Genomic DNA, 18,349 nt, shown 5'->3' with positions numbered 1-18,349 from the left:
CGAAGGAGGTTATTACTATGAAGTTTTTAAAGTGTAACCGTTGCGGTAATATTGTAGCGGTTGTAGAGGAAAAGGGCGGTACCATTACATGCTGTGGAGAAAATATGCACGAATTGGTAGCCAATACAACAGATGCTGCAACTGAGAAGCACGTTCCGGTTATTGAGATTGACGGTCAGCATGTAAAAGTTACAGTTGGTTCCGTTGAACACCCAATGCTTCCTGAACATTTCATCGGTTGGATCGCATTAGAGACCAAGCAGGGCAATCAGAGAAAGATATTGAATCCAGGTGATAAACCCGTGGCTGAATTCATGCTTTGCGACGGAGATGAAGTAGTTTCCGCATACGAATACTGTAATCTTCACGGATTATGGAAAGCAGATAAATAAAAAAGTTGAAAAGCTCATGGACCTGATGGTCTGTGAGCTTTTTTTTAGCAATACCAATGATTGACATCTGCCCGGATTTGCTCTAGTATTAATTCTGAAGTTTTACATTAGGATAGGAGAAGCCGTAGAATGAATAAGAAAGAAGCTAACGAAATAAAGAAACTTTTTACTCCTGCTAACTGTGCCATCAGCCGTATCTGTGGCTGTTATGTGGATGCGGAAAAGAACAAAAGAACGGAGATTAAGGAAGCATTTTTATCACTCCCGGAAGAAGAAGCGTTTAAATATTTTGCCATTTTTAGAAGCGGCCTGTCAGGGACGATTGGTAAGAACATGGTCAATATGGAATTTCCATTACATACGGAAGCTGAGGACGGAACCCAGAACTTTCTATTAAAGCTTCGGGACAGCCAGTTAAAGGATGATGCCCTGATCGAGGAATTTTATGATAAGGTGATCGCAAGCTACGATTACGGCGAGAATTTTTACATTATCCTCATTCATTGTGCCTACGATATTCCCGCAAGGTCCTCTGATGGACTTGAAATGGATGATGCTTCAGACTTTGTTTATGAATTCATCCAGTGCTCCGTTTGCCCGGTAAAACTGTCAAAAGCGGGCCTTTGTTACAATTCCGAGTCTAATGTAATCGAAAACCGCAGCAGGGACTGGATCGTGGAGGCTCCTGATACCGGCTTTTTATTCCCGTCCTTTAATGACCGGAATACGGATATTCACAGCCTTTTATACTATGCCAAAAACCCGGAGCAGATGCCGGAACGCTTAATTGATGAGCTGCTTGGCTGTGTGATACCTATGTCAGCCAAGAGCCAGAAAGAAACATTCCAGGCCCTTGTGGAGGAAACGCTGGGAGATAACTGCGATTTTGAAACAGTTAAGAACCTTCACGAAAATTTAAATGAGATTCTTGAAGAAACAAAGGATGAACCGGCTCCCTTTACCCTGGACAAGTATCAGATGAAAAGGCTGTTGGAAAACAACGGAGCCAGCCAGGAGAAGCTTGAGGAGTTTGAGCAGCGTTACAGCGAAAACGAAGAAACATCTGTGCCTCCCTTCATCGCTTCCAATGTAGTTAATACCAGAAGCTTTGAGATCAAGACAACGGATGTGAGTATCAAGGTAGCGCCTGATAAAACCTATCTTGTAGAAAACCGGATGATCGACGGCCGGCCATGCATTGTCATCGGCATCAGTGAGCATGTGGAAATCAACGGAATCACGGTAAGGCCCATAGCAGCAGATAGAACAATGGAGCCGGAAGAGTAACACTCACCGGCTCCTTAATGGATGGACCAGACGTTTAAAAAGGGTCTGGACACAAAGAACTACGGTCTGGTCAAAGAGAAATGCCGCTGCGGCTGACAGAACCAGAACCAGAAGAAAAGAAATCAGGGTGCTGCCTGCCATATTGAAATTAAGTCCGCCTATATGGAGCCGCTCCCTGACAAAATAGAGCACGGCCCAGTGTACTAAAAGAATAGAATAGCTGTGCCGGATCAAGAAGTTCATCACGATTCCAGGCTTTGGAAGCCGGCTTTCCAGAGAGCGGAGCATAAGAAAGACCGAGGCTGCTAAGAGGATCATGGCAGGAGCGCCTTCTGCCAATAGGATGGCCTTGTAATCAGGCCGCAGGGCAGTACAGAGGACGGTAAATAAGCAGGCTGCGAGGCCAAGTCCCCACCAGGCTTTCCTGTATTTCATGGAAACTGGTTGCGCAAAGTAATAGCCAAGTAAAAATACCCCTTCCCATGGGCTGATCATAAGCTCAAAGTTTAAAGGAAGGCCCATGGCAGGCAGATAAACCGCCAGACAGCGGAAGAGAAGGATCAAAACCGCCAGTCCGTGAAGCATGGAGTCATTCAGATGCGTTAAAAGGATGCTGAAAAATGGAGCCAGGATATACAGTGACAAAATGACATAGATCACCCATAAATGGGGGGCCCACCCAATAGGGCCTGCCGCCATATCCTTTAAAGCCTTATAAACTCCGCTTAGGAAGCCGGAATTGAAATACTGGCAGGAGAGCAGGATATAAATGCAGTAGTAACAAAAAAAGGGAAGAGCCACCTGAAGGAATCTTTTATAGTAAAAAACAGCCAGGCTGTCTCTTTGTCCCCTTAAGATCAAAGCGCCGCTGTTCATGATAAACAGCGTGTTACAGACCAGAAGAATGGAAGAAAGGGACTGCACCGCCACCCATTCTTTGGTCCCGGCGGTAAGTCCGGCTGTGGAAACATCCAGGCAGTGGACTAAAATAACGAAAAGAGCAGCAATAAGACGGACATAATCCAGATAGAGAATCCTGCTTTTTCCGGCATCACTTCCTAAAAACAGATGCTTGATGTAATCTCTGTCCTGGAGCTGCCGCCTGATATGAATGCAGCAGGAAATTGCTGTAAAAGCCAGTATTGTCATCTGTAATTTTCCCATAAGTTCTGTTCCTTTCCGGTCCGGTTATTCTCGCGAGGGCTTGAGTTTCCATCATTATATCACAGGAAGCCGGTCATCACAAACCAAACCCTTTGGGTGTTCCAGGGAAAATTTCGTGGTCAATCCCGGGAGGCTATGATATACTTAAGAAAAAGGAAACGTACAGAGAGGAAATAACAGTGGCAGATCGGACATTTGGCTGGGTACAGGAGGCCTATACCCTGGATAACTTAAAAAATGTGGTATCCGCGTTCGTGCCGGATTCAAAGATCAACAGGATCCTGCGCATGGACAAAATACCCAGGCTCATATCGGAAAAAGACGGGAGAGATGAGTTTATACGGGAATTAAGCGGCGAGGAGATTACCATTCCTTATACCCATTTAAAAGGAAAGGGGACACCTGTTGGTTATACAAGGAGCAATGCCCCCTGTTCCGGGATCATCCAGGCAGTTCTGCCAGGGCAGCGGAAGGAATACCAAAGCGACTGGCCTGCAGATTCCTTTCTAAGATGGGCGGTAAGCATTGGTTTTCTCCATTACAGCCGGAACGATGATGTCTGTTCCCTGTCCCCTCTGGGACGCCAATATGCGGAGGCAGCCGCAGGAAGCGAGGAAGAAGCCGGCGCATTAAAGACCGCACTGCTTTCCTATCCGCCCGTATGCCGGGTGCTGTCCCTGTTAGGAGAAGAAGGACATCTGACAAAGTTTGAGATAGGAGCAAGACTTGGCTTCATCGGGGAGGCAGGCTTTACCTCCATTCCCCAGTACATGATCCTGCAGGGACTGGCGGAAGCAGAAACCAGGGAAGAGAGGACAAAGCTTCTTCAGGATACGGAAGGAACCAGCGATAAATACGTCCGGACTATTTGCAGCTGGCTTTTTCAGATGGGTTGGATCAATAAGGTGCCAAAAGAGGTAACCGTTTCCATTGGAGGCCTTACCTGCACCGGAACCATTCCACAGTCTTATCAGCTGACGTTAAAGGGAAGGACCATATTAAAACATGTCACAGGGGTTTCAAGATTTTCCAGGATTCCCAAACGGGTGATGTGGGATATGCTGGCTACCAAGGTAGCTGACCGGGAATATTTACGCAACCGGAGGACCCATATCATAAAATTCCTGGAAGGAGCCTACCGCTCCCCTTTGCAGATAAAGGAGTATTTAAAAGGCTTGGATATGGAAGAGGCAGAGGAAACGATCCTCGATGACCTCCGAAGCTTTGAAAATATTGGGCTTCATGTAAAAAAGACAGGAAATACCTATCGGATCATGGAGGAGATAACCGGTCTTGAACTGCCTTCTAAGAGCCATGGGCCGGTACCGGTAAAATCAGAGGTGTCCCTGTGCAAGGATTATTTAAGATCCCATTTGAACCATGTGGACCATAAGTATCTGATTCTTTTGGATTTAGGATTTGACGGCACTTCTGACCGGGATTATGAGATACAGACTGCCCAGCTTCTGACGGGGGAACTTAACTTTAAGGGCGCCAGGCTTGGCGATACCAGAAAGCCGGATGTGTGCGTATATTATGGAGAAGATGGGCTGATCATTGATAATAAGGCTTATGGAAAGGGGTATTCCCTTCCGATCAAGCAGGCTGATGAGATGTACCGTTATATAGAGGAAAATAAGGAACGGAATGAGAAGCTTAATCCAAATAAGTGGTGGGAGATCTTTGACAACGATGTGATTCATTATCACTTTGCATTTGTTTCCGGGGCCTTTACCGGCGGATTTAGGGAAAGGCTTGAGAACATCCGGATGCGTTCCGGGATTTACGGAGCCGCAGTCAATTCCATGAATCTTCTTTTGATGGCGGAAGAACTAAAGTCCGGAAGACTGGGATACAAAGAATGTTTTAAACTTTTTGACTGCAACGATGAAATTGTGTTACAACGTTCTTAGGCACATGGAGGTTTGATGATATGGTGTTGGGAGAATACCTTCCTTTCTGGAATAAGCTGACAGAGAAACAGAGAATGCTCTTAAAAGAAAAGGCCAGGGAAGCAAAGTTTGAAAAGGGTATGCTGGTCCATGGCGGCGCTGACGGCTGCAGCGGGCTTTTGCTTGTGACCGCAGGGCAGCTAAGGGTTTTCATGTTATCGGATGAGGGACGGGAGCTGACGCTTTACCGTCTGCTTGAGCGTGATATCTGCCTTTTCTCCGGTCCCTGTATGGTTAAAAACATTCAATTCGATGTAACGGTGGAAGCGGAGCAGGATTCCGTGGTCTCTGTGATCCCGCCGGAGGTTTATAAGACGCTGATGGAGCAGTCGGCTGTTGTCTCCAATTTTACCAATGAGCTGATGGCTTCCCGTTTTTCCGATGTCATGTGGCTGATGGATCAGGTCTTAAATAAGAAAATGGATGGCCGCCTTGCCGCCTTTCTTTTAGAAGAGGGAAGGCTTAACGGTTCCAGTGAGCTTTCCATTACCCATGAGCAGATTGCCCATCACCTGGGAACTGCAAGAGAAGTGGTCACCCGGCTCTTACGGCTGTTCCAGGCAGATCATCTCGTAAAGCTCACCAGGGGAAACGTGGAGCTGCTAAGTGAAGAGGGTCTGGAGCTGCTTGCTGCAAACAGCCTGCGGTAGAAATTCTTGTATTATTTGAAAAACATAGGAAATTTCCTTGCATTCTTCTCTTTTCACAGTTATATTATAAAAAGTTTATAAAAAATTTATAATATACAGAGGAACAGGAAAGATGAAGGATATTATCCCACAGTTTTTTTTATCAATGAAGCATTACACAAGGGAGCAGTTCGCAAAGGATGTCATTTCAGGGATCATCGTGGCGATCATTGCTCTGCCCCTTTCCATCGCCCTTGCCCTGGCTTCCGGTGTGACGCCGGAGCAAGGGCTTTATACAGCCATTGTTGCGGGCTTTGTGATCTCTTTTTTAGGCGGCAGCAAGGTGCAGATCGCAGGGCCTACGGCAGCATTTGCATCCATTGTAGCTGGAATCGTCTTAAAAAACGGGCTTGACGGCCTGGCTGCGGCAACCGTCATGGCCGGGATTCTCCTTGTGATCATGGGGTTTTTACGGCTGGGAAGCCTGATACGTTTTATTCCGTATACCATTACAACCGGGTTCACCGCTGGCATTGCGGTGACCATTTTTATCGGTCAGATAAAGGATTTCCTTGGTCTTACCTTTGAAAAGGCACCGGTGGAGACTATGGAAAAGCTGGAGCAGGTGGTACGCACCATCGGAACCTTTAATCCAATGGCGCTGGCGGTAGGAATGATTGCCCTTGCCATACTTATCATCTGGCCGAGATATTTTAAAAAGGTCCCCCCATCCTTGATTGCAGTTATTCTGACTGCTGTTTTGGTAAAAGTACTGGATCTTCCGGTACATACGATTGGGGATCTGTATACCATCTCCCCCAGCCTTCCGGCTCTTCATATTCCCAGGCTGTCCTTTGCCATGATGGGAAAGGTCATGCCCGATGCAGTGACCATTGCGGTATTAGCTGCCATTGAATCATTGCTGTCCTGCGTTGTAGCTGACGGCATGATAGGCAGCAGGCACAATTCCAACATGGAGCTGATCGCCCAGGGTGTTGGAAATACCTTCTCCGCCCTGTTTGGAGGAATCCCTGCGACTGGCGCCATTGCACGGACAGCAGCCAACGTTAAAAACGGGGGAAGGACTCCTGTGGCCGGAATGGTTCACGCGGTTCTTCTGCTGTTGATCCTCATATTCCTCATGCCCTATGCAGCCCTTATCCCTATGCCGGCCATTGCAGCGATTCTGTTTATGGTTGCTTACAATATGAGCGAGTGGAGAGAGTTTGTTTCCATTGTAAAAACCTCCCCCAAAAGCGATTGGTCGGTGCTTTTGGTATCCTTTGTCCTGACTGTGGTATTTGATCTGGTTATGGCCATAGGCGTTGGTCTGGTCATCGCATCTTTGCTGTTCATGAAGCGGATGGCAGATGTGGCCGAGGTAAATGGCTGGAAGTATCTGGAGGATGAAGAGGATCATGATGGAGACCGAATTGACTTAAAGCCGGTTCCAGGGCATGTAGCCGTTTTTGAAATCAATGGCCCGATGTTCTTTGGGGCCGCCGATAAGATATCAAAGGTGGTCTTAGAAGATGGTAAGAGAGTGCTGATCCTTCGCATGCGGAGCGTTCCGGCCATGGATACAACTGCATTAAAAAGTTTAAAAAAGCTTTACAATAACTTAAAAAGAAAGAATGTCACACTGGTATTATCCCATGTAAACGAGCAGCCTATGTCAATGATGGAACGGGCGGGATTTGTAGAAGATATGGGAAGAGAGAATATTGCGGGATGTATTGATGATGCTTTAATGCGTGCCTCTGTTTTATAAAAACCAGTTAGGTAAAAATAAAGCCATAAGAAGCCAGTGAAAAGAAATTTTCCGGCTTCTTATGGCTTTTCCATTGAGACAAGCTGTTAAAAATATATCATAAAAATATAAAAAAATGTTGACATACCCAAAAGATGATACTATAATCAATACATATTAAACCTACAAGAATAATAGGATATACAAGAAAGGATGTTATTCATATGAAAAACGCAATGGTTTCTGCCAGAGTTAATCTTCTCTCAAGCTTTGATAAAATGGATTGCTGTTGTTGTAAAACTGTGTGTATGTATATGAATACAGCTTATTTTTGTATGTATTAGAATACCTGGATCCGCAGCGGAAGGAGTTTAGCAGGTACTATAATTGTACCTGTTTTTTTATAAGCGGAAATAGATGATAAATTTCATCAGTAACACCACTTAATCAATCCATACGGGCAGGAAGATGCAGAAGATACGAAAGATGCGTCAAATACATATAAAAAGAACCACCTGAGAAAAAAGAATCCGGGCCAGGGCTTAGAGGAAGGCCCGGCGGCGATCCATAAGTGAGGGAAGGTGATTCCGATATCCTATTCAAATGCTTCTGATCAAGAAAAAGAATACATCAGGCTGATCCATGAAATGGCCAGCCATGTAAAGTATGGTTCCATCACCATCACCATTCAGGATGGAAAGATCGTACAGATCGAAAAAATAGAAAAAATAAGAATAAAGGACTGACTGGACAACCGGAGGTTCTGATAAGCAGGAATGCGTATCAGGAGAAGGTTGTCCTTTTTTGTATCCTGATTTAACCTCATCAGGTAAGTCCCCCACTTCAATGCCGGAAAGGCATAAGTGGAGGGCGGGGACTTACTTGTGTCAGAAGGGGTGCAAGACCCTTCTGACAAACTGCAATAGCAGCTATTAGGTTATGAGCAAGCAGCAAAGCGGATTGCGAATATCCGATTGAAGAAAGATGAGAAAGAGAGATTAAAATGGCAAATACATATCAAAACCTGCAAAAGTCACACCCATGCTTTGGAGGTAATAAAAACAACGTGGGCCGGATCCACCTTCCGGTGAGCCCCGGCTGCAATATTTCCTGTAAGTTTTGCGACAGAAGGATCAATGATGAGGAGGAAAGGCCGGGAGTAACCTCTAAGGTGCTCACTCCTACACAGGCGCTGGAGGTTCTTGACAAGGCTCTTACCCTTTGCCCGGAGATTACAGTTGCAGGCATTGCCGGGCCGGGCGATACCCTGGCTACGGATTATGCACTGGAAACCTTCCGTCTGGTAAAGGAACACCATCCGGAACTGATCAAATGTATGAGCACCAACGGCCTTCTGCTCTATGAACGGGCGGATGAGATCATTGAAATCGGAGTGGAATCCGTGACCGTTACGGTAAATGCGGTGGATCCCGAAATAGAAGCAAAGCTGAACCGGTGGATCCTGTATCATGGGCGTATTTATGAGGGAGTCCAGGCTGCTGAAATCCTGATAGAAAACCAGTTAAAGGGCATCAAAAAGATAGCGGATGCAGGGATCACGGTAAAGGTGAACACCGTCCTGGTACCAAACATAAACGGGGCGCACATTGAGGATATTGCAAAGGCTGTAAAAGAGGCAGGAGCATGCATCTACAACATTATCCCTCTGATCCCTCAATCGGAACTTTCCCATGAAACGGCCCCCGTATGCCAGGAGATCGACGAGGCCAGAACTTTGGCAGGAAAGCATATTGATGTTTTCCGCCATTGTAAACATTGCCGTGCCGATGCAGTGGGCATGCTCGGGGGAAAGGATTTTGGAGATATGATATACCAGAGAAGGATCGCAGGAAGCGATACCTTTTCCCACGGATGAAGAAAGGGGGAGGAAAAACAACGTGAAATATAAGATTGCAGTGGCATCAACCGATGGAAAGGTGATCAATCAGCATTTCGGAAGAGCCGAGGTCTTTTACATTGTGGAGGCAGACAGCGGGGGTATGACATTCACATATGAGGAAAGCCGGAAAACGGTTCCCGTATGCAGGGGACAGGAGCATGATGAATCACAGTTAAAAGCTGTGGCAGCTATGCTTGAGGATTGTGATTATATTCTGGTCAGCCGGATTGGATCCGGTGCAAGGGCTGCACTGGATCAAAACAACATAGAGGCCTTTGAACTGCCGGGATATATTGAAGATTCCATCCGGAAACTTCTAGCTTATATTGAGGTACAGAAAAGCTTATGCGGGCTATAGAGAAAGCCTGACTTTGATTGAAGACTTATACGACAATTAATTATGCGAATCAGAAAGAGAGGATTTTATCAATGGGACAAATCAGACAGATAGCCATTTATGGGAAGGGAGGGATCGGAAAATCCACTACAACCCAAAACCTGACGGCAGGGTTAGTGGAGCTTGGGAAAAAGGTTATGGTAGTTGGGTGTGATCCAAAGGCAGATTCCACCAGGCTGCTCCTTGGCGGCCTGGCACAGAAAACAGTTCTTGATACTTTGCGGGAAGAGGGGGATGGTGTAGAGCTTGACCGCATCCTGAAGGAAGGCTATAAAGGAACCAGATGTGTGGAATCAGGTGGCCCGGAGCCAGGGGTAGGCTGTGCGGGAAGAGGCATCATCACTTCCATAGGACTTCTTGAAAACCTGGGTGCATATACCGATGATCTGGATTATGTGTTTTACGACGTATTGGGCGATGTGGTCTGCGGAGGATTTGCCATGCCCATCCGGGAAGGAAAGGCCAAAGAAATCTACATTGTGGCAAGCGGGGAGATGATGGCCCTATACGCGGCAAATAACATTGCAAAGGGCGTCAAGAGGTATGCAAAGACAGGAGGGGTGAGGCTTGGAGGAATCATCTGCAACAGCCGGAACGTAGACCGGGAACTGGATTTACTCCGCGCCTTTTCAAAAGAGCTTGGAACTAAGCTTCTCTACTTTGTTCCAAGGGATAACATTGTGCAGCATGCGGAGATCAACCGCAAAACAGTCATTGAATACAAACCCGATTCCAGCCAGGCAGATGAATACCGGAATCTTGCCCAGGCAATCATCGACAATCAGGATTTCACCATTCCCACTCCCATGGACCAGGAACGGCTGGAAGAGATTCTTTTTGAATTCGGACTCATGAACATCAATGACGATTATAAGATCTAAGCACGAAGATGCTGGATCAAGGAGGGTATCAATGAGTAATATTCATAAATCAATCACGGAACTCATAGGAAAAACGCCTCTTTTGGAGCTGGAAAATTATGAAAGAAAACACGGTCTGGAAGCGAAGATCATAGCAAAGCTTGAGTATTTCAATCCCAACCAGAGCGTAAAAGACAGGATAGCACTTGCCATGATCGGCGATGCGGAAAAAAAAGGACTCTTAAAGCCGGGGTATACCATTGTGGAGACCACCAGCGGAAATACAGGGATCGGCATGGCGGCAATCGCGGCAGCCAGGGGATATTCCTTCCGGGTATATGTCCAGGACAATGTCAGTGAAGAGCGGTTTAAAAACATCAAAGCTTTTGGCGGAGAAGCAATCAGATTCTCCCAGGTGCCGGAGGTCCAGGCGGTGTTAGATGAAACAGGCGGGGATTTTGTGGCGGCTGTCAGAACCTTAAAGGAGAAAGTGCTGTCAAAAGAAAAAACCAACTTCTTTGTCAATCAGATCGAAAATCCGGCAAATCCTTCCGTTCATGAAGCGACCACAGGGCCGGAGATCTGGGCGGATACGGAGGGAAAGGTGGATATTCTGGTGGCCTGTGTCGGCACAGGAGGAACCATATCGGGAGCAGGAAGGTACTTAAAAAGTAAAAATAAAAATATTAAGATCATCGCCATACAGCCTGGGCCAGGTTCCCTGCCCAATGAGACGGATCCGCTGCCGCCGGATATCACAGGGGTCCATCCCTTTGAAGGAGTGCCCGCAGAACGGATTCCCCATACTATGGATTTAAGCATTTACGATGAAAAATATGAGGTGGAAACCTATCAGGCATATGAAGCTGCAAAGGAAGTTGCAAGGACGGACGGGATTTTAGTGGGAACCTCCTCCGGGGCCGCCATTTTCGCAGCAACCCAGGTGGCAAAAAGAACGGAAAACAAAGGGAAGAATCTTGTAGTTATTTTGGCGGATACCGGTCTTAGGTACCTGTCCACGAAGCTTTTTGAAGAAGCATAGTCAAAGTTTGGAGGTTAAATATGGCAATTAATTTATCAAATTCAAATCTGGCCACCAGGGAGACCCGGCTAGGCTCCATAACCGGATATGTCGGAGACTTGCATGATCTTGCCAGCCAGAGCAAATGCGGCAGCTTAAAGGGCTGCGGACGCTGTTTTTCCCAGTCAAGTACCTGCCTTTCCGGCTGTGCCCTCGGCCAGCTTGGAGGGATCCGGGATGTGGCGGTTATCCACCACGGCCCTTCCGGGTGCTCGGCCACGGCAAGTTCTCAGTACATCATTACCAATCAGGTGGCTGCTAAAAGAGGGGTCGTAAACAAATCCGTCTATATTGGTACAGATATGAATGAGAATGATACCATTTTCGGTTCCACAGAAGCGCTGGCAGATATCATTGTGGAGGTCAACCGGCGTTACCAGCCAAAGGCAATTTTTGTCAGCAGCTCCTGTGCCACGGGGATCATCGGAGAGGATATTGACAGCGTGGTGGAGATGATAAAGGACCAGATTCCGGTGCCTGTCATAGCCGTTCACTGCGAGGGCTTTAAATCACGGATTTGGGCGACTGGGTTTGATATATCCGATCATGCGGTGTTAAGCGGAATCGTAAAGCCGCCAGAGCAGAAAAGAAACACCGTTAACTTTAAAAACTTTTTTGAAAGCGCCAGAAATGAAATCATTGAAATGTTTAAGAATTTTGATTTAGAGCCCATATTTTTATATGCCAACGCAACGGTGGAAGAACTGGAACATTTATCAGAATCCGTTGCTACGACATGCATCTGCGGAGTTCTTGGAAATTATCTGGGCAATGGCTTAGAAGAGCTATACGGCGTTCCCTATATCCGGACCATCAATCCTTTAGGGATCGTCGGATTTGAGACCTGGCTTAGGGAAATCGGAAGAGTTGCCGGCAAGCAGCTTGAAGTGGAACATTACATAGAAGAACAGAGAAAAATCTATATTCCCCAGATAGAAGCGGTAAAGAAAGAATTAAAGGGATTAAAAGCGGTTCTCGGAATGGGACCGGGCTATACCTTTGAGGTGACGAGAGTGTTAAACGAGCTGGGTATTGAAGTGGTTTGGGCGCTGGCATGGCATTATGACAAGAAATACGAAAATGGGGATGTTCCTCCTGCCATGAGTTATCTTCTTGACAATGAGATCAATTTTGAAGCCAGTGTGGCGGACCAGCAGAACTTTGAGGTAATGAACATCTTAAATAAGTACCGCCCTGATTTATACCTTTCCCGCCATCCCGGCTCCACGGTATGGGCCATTAAACAGGGAACGCCGGCGGTCTATGTGGCGGACGAATACATGATATTCGGATATAAGCATACCCTGGAGTTCGCTCATACGGTTTTAGATACCATACGGAACCGGAGCTTTGAACAGAATCTGGCAAAAAGAGTGAAGCTGCCTTACACGGACTGGTGGTATAAGCAGGATGTGGGAAGCTTCTTAGAGGAGGGGATTGGCTGATGGCGAAGATCTTAGATAAACAGAGGTATAAATGCGCAATGAGCGCCATGCAGACCGTTCAGGCAATCGAACGGGCGATTCCTGTCCTTCATTCCGGTCCGGGGTGTGCCCAGAAGCTCTCCAATTCCTCGGGAAGCTCCGGCTATTTTTCACCCAACATCTATCCCTGTACCAGCATCAACGAAAGGGATGTTGTATTCGGAGGCGTTAAAAAGCTTGAGTCAACCATCAAGCATTCCCTGGATGTCATTGATGCCGATTTATATGTGGTATTGACCGGCTGTATCCCGGAGATCGTGGGTGACAACACCGAAGAAGTGGTGGAAGGGTTTCAGGATGCAAAAAAAACGGTCATCTATGCCTCCACCGCAGGCTTTAAGGGCAACAACTACAAGGGCCACGAGCAGGTGGTGGATGCAATCATTGACCAGCTTCTGGAACGGTCAGATATCCGGGTAAAAAATCTGGTGAATATATGGGCGGATGTGCCTTATCAGGATGAGTTCTGGCTGGGAAACTTAAGAGAGCTTGAAAAACTGGTTAAGGAACTTGGTCTTACGCCGAATACGATATTTGGCTATCAAAGGGGATTAAGTAACATAAAGAGGATACCGCAAGCCGAATTTAATTTACTGGTGTCGCCTTGGGTCGGGCTTAATAATATGAAGAACATGGAGAAGAAGCTCGGAATCCCTTACCTCCACTATCCGACCCTCCCTATAGGGGCCTTTGAAACCAGTAAATTCCTTCGGGAAGTGGGCGGGTTTGCAAGAGTGCCAGAGGAGAAGATTGAAAGCCTGATTGCAGAGAAAGAAGCTTATTATTACTACTACATCGAACGCTATGCGGATTTATTCCTGGAGACCAGAGTCATGTCAAAGCAGTTTACGGTGGTAGCCGACGCCCAATATGCCCTTGGCATTACAAAGTTCCTGGTCAATGATCTGGGTTTATTTCCCGCAAAGCAGTTCGTGACGGATGACACCCCAAGAGAATTCAGGGAAAAGGTCTGTTCCTATTTTAAGGAACTGAATTTTGGCATAGAAGCAGAGGTGAGTTTTGAGACCGATGGCTACAAGATCCACAACGAGATCAAAGCCCATGACTATCATGGATATCCCCTGATTCTTGGAGGCCATTGGGAGAAAGAGATCGCAAAGCAGACCGATGCCCATTTCCTTAATGTATCCTGGCCGGTCAATGAAAGACTGGTCATGAACAGCTATTATGCAGGATATGACGGAGGTTTAAAGCTGATCGAAGACATCTATTCCGTTGCCAGAACAAGATTCAATTAACAGGCGGGATTCATGGAGGGAGTATTATGCCATATAAAATTGCAGTTGCATCTTCTGATGGTGAGAATATAGATATGAATTTTGGGGCGGCCCATGAATTTTTCATCTATGAAGTGCGAGAAGAAGGGAAGTACGCCCTTTTGGAAATAAGAGAAGCACAGAAGGAAGCCGGGGGGTCTTCCTTCTGTCAGGACGGGTGCAAAGGAAGGGGCTGCGAAGGCTCTCACGAAAACCAACTCAGGGTAGATTTCATAACAGACTGCCGTTGTGTTATCTGCAAAAAGATCGGTTTTCACATTCAGAAACAGCTTGAGAAAAAGGCGGTCAGCGCTTTTGATGTGGAAGGGAAAATTGAAGACGCAATGGAGAAAATCACATGGTATTTTCACCGGATGGATCATCATCAGTCACTTCGGGGAATGGCGAATGAAACATTAATAGGAAAGGAAGGCAGGGAATGATGAATCAATGGATAAAAAAAATCGGTTTAAAAGCAGTTCTTACAGCATTGGGAGCGACAATGCTGACAGGATGCGGCAAGAAAATAGCGGCCGCAGACACAGGGGTCACGAAAGTGGTGGTAGGAACCGGTAATGCCTATGCGCCTTATTGCTATCTGGATGAGAAAGGAGACCTTGCCGGATATGAGTACGAGGTTTTAAAGGCAGTGGATGAGCTGCTCCCCCAGTATGAATTTGAATATCAGACCTCAGATTTTGCCAATGTGCTGATTTCCCTTGATGCGGGCAAGATTGATCTTGCAGCTCATCAATACGAATGGAACAAGGAAAGAGATGAAAAATATTTATTTGGAAAAGAACCATATACCACCTATGTGACCTACCTTGCCGTAACAGATGACCGTACGGATATTAAGTCCCTTGATGATTTAAAGGGCCGGAAGATAAAAAGCTCCACCGGGTCAAATTCCGTGTATATCCTGGAGAATTATAATAAAGACCATCCGGATAATCCCATAAAGATTGATTACGTGGATAATTCGACCGATGAAGAGACTGTTACAGGCCTTGTAAACGGTGTCTGGGATGCCACCATCCTGACAAAGCGGGATACGGAAAAGCTGAATCAAAACTATGGAGGCGGCAGGGATGTCTTAAAGGTGACGGGAGAACCGGTCCAGTCTTCTTCCACATACTTCGTATATGCAAAAGACAATACCGGGCTGCAGGAGGCAGTGGATGGAGCGGTAAAGCAATTAAAGGAAAGCGGAAAGCTTGCACAGATATCAAAGGATGTAATCGGCGGGGATTATACGGAAAGCGAGTAATGGTATGGATAAACTGTTTGGCTGGGAGCGGTTCTTTGAAAATATCCCTAAAATTCTTCCGTATTTATCGGTGACCTTTCGGATTGTGGTTTATGCCACCGGATTCGGAGTGCTTCTTGCCGCGTTCATTGTTCTGGCAGAGCTTAAAAAGATACCGGTCCTGAATCCGTTTTTTAAGGTGTATGTCTCATTCATGAGAGGAACCCCCATGCTGGTACAGTTGATGATTATTTATTACGGGATACCGGCCCTTATTGATCCTGTTTTCGGTACCAACATCAACCGGGGGTTCCGTGCGGTAACGTTTGCTTATATTACCTTTATCTTAAATCAGGGAGCATTTCTTTCTGCCATATTTTACGGTGCAATCACATCCATTCCCTATGGGCAGACAGAGGCGGGCTTCAGTGTGGGACTTACGGAGCTTCAGACCTTTCGAAGAATCCTTTTGCCCCAGATGTTGAGGATTGCCCTGCCTCCCTTTGGCTCTGATCTGGTAGGACTGTTTCAAAATTCCTCTCTTGTATTTCTCATCGGTGTTACGGATATCATGGGAAGGGCCAAATCCATCGGCGCGGCCACAAAGCACGTACTGGAAGCCTATGTGTTTGTGGTGATCATCTATATTGTTATCAGTTTAACAATCCGGCTTCTTTTTTATTACCTGAATACAAAACTGGAGTATGGGAGAGAAGGGGTAGAATGAATTTTAATACAGCTCATTTTTATGAAAGCTTTCTTTATGGTATGAAGTATTTTCCCAATACCCTGAGGCTTGTGTTCATTCCGCTGGCCATTGGCCTGACGCTGGGAACAGTGATTGCGCTGGTCAGGGTCTATAAAGTGCCTGTTCTCTGTAAGCTTCTTGGGATTTTTGTTACCGTATATCAGGGTGTTCCCATTGTGGTGGCTCTGATGATATATAACCTGGTTTTCATGCTCAAATTCAATGACCTGGCAGAATTCCTACATATTAAAACAAAAGCTTCTGATGTAGATAATATCTGGGTAGGAATTTTTGCATTGAGCCTTACAGCGGTGTGTTCCATATCAGAGGCCATCCGGGGAGCCCTGCTGTCCATTGACAAGGGGCAGGATGAAGCCGGATATTCCGTGGGGCTTACAAAGGTCCAGAACATCAGGAGGATCATTATCCCCCAGATGATCCCGGTAGCGATCCCCACCCTGATCAATCATGTGGTCGGCTTAATCAAGGCCTCCTCCGTAGTCATGGCCATCGGTATTATTGAAATCGTGGCAGGAGCCACCATTCCAAGCTCCCGGACGTATTCCTTTTTTGAAGGATATGTGGCGGCCGCAGTCATATACTGGGCATTTACCATTATGATCGAATACCTGGCAAAGGTCTTAAGGCGCCATACAGGCAGATTTAGGAGGAATCCATATGATTGAAGTAAAGAATGTAAAAAAGGCCTTTGGAAAGCAGCAGGTCCTAAAGGATGTTTCTGTGAAGGTGGAGGATGGCCAGGTGGTGGTTGTCCTCGGCCCCAGCGGTTCGGGAAAAACCACATTGCTGCGGTGTATTAATTTCCTGGAAAATGCGGACAGCGGACAGCTTTCCATCGGAGATACCTGTGTGGATTTAAAAAAAGCCACCAAAAAGCAGATTCTGGAGATCAGAAGGAAAACGGCCTTTGTTTTTCAAAATTACAATCTTTTTGCCAATAAAACTGCATTGGAAAATGTGATAGAAGGCCTTGTTACGGCTAGGCATATTCCCAGGGAGGAAGCCATAAAACGGGGGAAGGAGGCCCTTGACTGGGTGGGACTGGGGGAGAAATATCATTGTTATCCCTGCAATCTTTCCGGCGGGCAGCAGCAGCGTGTGGGCATTGCCAGAGCCTTTGTCTTAAATCCGGAAGTGATTCTGTTTGACGAACCAACGTCTGCCCTGGATCCGGAGCTGGTAGGAGAAACCCTTGATATCATTAAGAAAGTGGCGGGAAAAGGAATTACGATGATCGTGGTGACCCATGAAATGTCCTTTGCCCAGGATGTTGCCAATAAAGTGATCTTTATGGATGAAGGGATTGTTGTGGAAGAGGGAAGTCCGGAAGAGATTTTTTCAAATCCGAAAGAAGAAAGGACCAGACAATTCTTATCAAGGATCATTTCCCTGGATTCCAACTATTCGATATAACAGATAACCAAGGCGAAAGGAATGGTAGTTAAAATGAATAAATATTTTAACTTTATGAAAATACCGGGGCTCATGGTAAAGGTGATGACCGCTTTTCCGGTCACTGTAAAGCTGGTTTTGTTTTCCCTGCTCTTTTCCCTGCTCATTGGCTTTGTATTTGCCTGCATGGCTTTGGCAAAAAGTAAATTATTAAACGCCATGGCTAAGGGTTATATCGCTTTTATGAGGGGGATGCCCATCCTGGTACTTATATTTATTTTTTATTTTGTCATGCCCCTGTATTTAAAAAAGATCGGAATCAATGGGGCATCCTGGAGCAAGGATTCTTTTATTATTGCAACTCTGTCTCTTACTTCGGCGGCCAATATGGCAGAGATGATGCGTTCTGCTTATCTGTCGGTTGATCAGTATCAATGGGAGGCAGCTTATAGCGTGGGAATGGGGAATTTAACTGCCTTTCGTCGAATTATTTTCCCTCAGGCCTTTGGAGTTGCCATACCGGTCTTAGGGAATAACATTATTTATATTTTTAAATCTACTTCACTGGCCTTTTCCATCGGAGCTGTGGATGTGTTCGGCAGAGCAAAGCTCATCAGTTCTAATTTATATGGGCTAAACCGTGCCGAGCTGTATCTTGGAGTATCCATCATATTCTGGGTGGTAAGTGTCCTATTAGAGCAGATCACCAAATGGGCGGAACGGGTGTATACCAAAGGTAAAAAAATACAGATCATTTAAAGAGGAG

19 protein-coding genes are annotated in these 18,349 nt (G+C 46.2%); 18 read left to right on the top strand and 1 reads right to left on the bottom strand.

Translation table 11 applies throughout. The annotated features are described in order from the left end of the window. Window positions 1-17 precede the first annotated feature (17 nt). Both BMX69_RS10630 and BMX69_RS10625 read left to right on the top strand, forming a co-directional pair. Window positions 18-392, top strand: a complete 375-nt coding sequence (locus tag BMX69_RS10630; RefSeq protein WP_054789888.1) for a desulfoferrodoxin family protein — start codon at window positions 18-20, stop codon at window positions 390-392. A 129-nt stretch (window positions 393-521) separates the two neighbouring features. Beyond that, complete coding sequence (locus tag BMX69_RS10625; protein ID WP_025233702.1) at window positions 522-1,679, top strand: DUF4317 domain-containing protein; 1,158 nt, start codon at window positions 522-524, stop codon at window positions 1,677-1,679. A gap of 3 nt (window positions 1,680-1,682) precedes the next feature. Here BMX69_RS10625 and BMX69_RS10620 read toward each other — a convergent pair whose 3' ends face one another. Further along, entirely contained in the window at window positions 1,683-2,843 is a 1,161-nt protein-coding gene (locus BMX69_RS10620) for an acyltransferase (RefSeq protein ID WP_100042326.1), read from the bottom strand. 179 nt (window positions 2,844-3,022) lie between these two features. Here BMX69_RS10620 and BMX69_RS10615 point away from each other — a divergent pair, with 179 nt between their 5' ends. The 16 genes from BMX69_RS10615 to BMX69_RS10540 all read left to right on the top strand — a co-directional run bounded on the left by BMX69_RS10615 (window position 3,023) and on the right by BMX69_RS10540 (window position 18,342). Then, the gene (locus BMX69_RS10615; RefSeq protein ID WP_100043825.1) at window positions 3,023-4,756 is read left to right on the top strand and encodes a restriction endonuclease FokI recognition domain-containing protein; all 1,734 of its coding nucleotides are present in this window, start codon (window positions 3,023-3,025) and stop codon (window positions 4,754-4,756) included. A gap of 20 nt (window positions 4,757-4,776) precedes the next feature. After that, window positions 4,777-5,445: a Crp/Fnr family transcriptional regulator gene (locus BMX69_RS10610; protein ID WP_054789891.1), complete on the top strand. Its 669-nt coding sequence runs from the start codon at window positions 4,777-4,779 to the stop codon at window positions 5,443-5,445. A 112-nt stretch (window positions 5,446-5,557) separates the two neighbouring features. Next, window positions 5,558-7,195, top strand: coding sequence for a SulP family inorganic anion transporter (locus BMX69_RS10605; protein ID WP_100042325.1), 1,638 nt, complete (start codon window positions 5,558-5,560; stop codon window positions 7,193-7,195). Window positions 7,196-7,755: 560 nt separating this feature from the next. Continuing rightward, on the top strand, window positions 7,756-7,920 hold the full coding sequence (locus BMX69_RS24695) for a YezD family protein (RefSeq protein WP_242941403.1): 165 nt from the start codon (window positions 7,756-7,758) through the stop codon (window positions 7,918-7,920). 257 nt (window positions 7,921-8,177) lie between these two features. Further along, on the top strand, window positions 8,178-9,050 hold the full coding sequence (locus BMX69_RS10595) for a radical SAM protein (RefSeq protein WP_100042324.1): 873 nt from the start codon (window positions 8,178-8,180) through the stop codon (window positions 9,048-9,050). Between the two features lie 22 nt (window positions 9,051-9,072). After that, a complete protein-coding gene (locus tag BMX69_RS10590; protein WP_054789892.1) occupies window positions 9,073-9,432 on the top strand; it encodes a NifB/NifX family molybdenum-iron cluster-binding protein in 360 nt (119 codons plus the stop codon). 80 nt (window positions 9,433-9,512) lie between these two features. Then, the gene (gene nifH, locus BMX69_RS10585) at window positions 9,513-10,352 is read left to right on the top strand and encodes a nitrogenase iron protein (RefSeq protein WP_334292482.1); all 840 of its coding nucleotides are present in this window, start codon (window positions 9,513-9,515) and stop codon (window positions 10,350-10,352) included. A gap of 31 nt (window positions 10,353-10,383) precedes the next feature. Further along, the gene (locus BMX69_RS10580; RefSeq protein WP_100042322.1) at window positions 10,384-11,373 is read left to right on the top strand and encodes a PLP-dependent cysteine synthase family protein; all 990 of its coding nucleotides are present in this window, start codon (window positions 10,384-10,386) and stop codon (window positions 11,371-11,373) included. A 20-nt stretch (window positions 11,374-11,393) separates the two neighbouring features. Beyond that, window positions 11,394-12,857, top strand: coding sequence for a nitrogenase component 1 (locus BMX69_RS10575; protein ID WP_100042321.1), 1,464 nt, complete (start codon window positions 11,394-11,396; stop codon window positions 12,855-12,857). Further along, a complete protein-coding gene (locus tag BMX69_RS10570; RefSeq protein ID WP_100042320.1) occupies window positions 12,857-14,155 on the top strand; it encodes a nitrogenase component 1 in 1,299 nt (432 codons plus the stop codon). Before BMX69_RS10575 ends, BMX69_RS10570 begins: the two co-directional genes overlap by 1 nt. Before the next feature lie 26 nt (window positions 14,156-14,181). Further along, window positions 14,182-14,616 (top strand): NifB/NifX family molybdenum-iron cluster-binding protein, encoded by a 435-nt coding sequence (locus BMX69_RS10565; RefSeq protein ID WP_054789895.1) that lies wholly within the window; start codon window positions 14,182-14,184, stop codon window positions 14,614-14,616. Next, entirely contained in the window at window positions 14,613-15,443 is an 831-nt protein-coding gene (locus tag BMX69_RS10560; protein ID WP_054789896.1) for a transporter substrate-binding domain-containing protein, read from the top strand. Before BMX69_RS10565 ends, BMX69_RS10560 begins: the two co-directional genes overlap by 4 nt. A gap of 4 nt (window positions 15,444-15,447) precedes the next feature. Next, entirely contained in the window at window positions 15,448-16,149 is a 702-nt protein-coding gene (locus tag BMX69_RS10555; protein ID WP_100042319.1) for an amino acid ABC transporter permease, read from the top strand. Beyond that, complete coding sequence (locus BMX69_RS10550) at window positions 16,146-16,856, top strand: amino acid ABC transporter permease (protein WP_100042318.1); 711 nt, start codon at window positions 16,146-16,148, stop codon at window positions 16,854-16,856. The genes BMX69_RS10555 and BMX69_RS10550 overlap by 4 nt, the downstream gene beginning before the upstream one ends. Then, window positions 16,849-17,604 (top strand): amino acid ABC transporter ATP-binding protein, encoded by a 756-nt coding sequence (locus BMX69_RS10545; RefSeq protein WP_100042317.1) that lies wholly within the window; start codon window positions 16,849-16,851, stop codon window positions 17,602-17,604. Before BMX69_RS10550 ends, BMX69_RS10545 begins: the two co-directional genes overlap by 8 nt. A 21-nt stretch (window positions 17,605-17,625) precedes the next feature. After that, window positions 17,626-18,342 (top strand): amino acid ABC transporter permease, encoded by a 717-nt coding sequence (locus BMX69_RS10540; protein WP_100042316.1) that lies wholly within the window; start codon window positions 17,626-17,628, stop codon window positions 18,340-18,342. Window positions 18,343-18,349 lie beyond the last annotated feature (7 nt).

Source organism: Lacrimispora sphenoides JCM 1415 (assembly GCF_900105615.1).
GTDB classification, from domain to species: domain Bacteria; phylum Bacillota; class Clostridia; order Lachnospirales; family Lachnospiraceae; genus Lacrimispora; species Lacrimispora sphenoides.
This window is presented reverse-complemented; position numbering and strand designations above follow the sequence as displayed.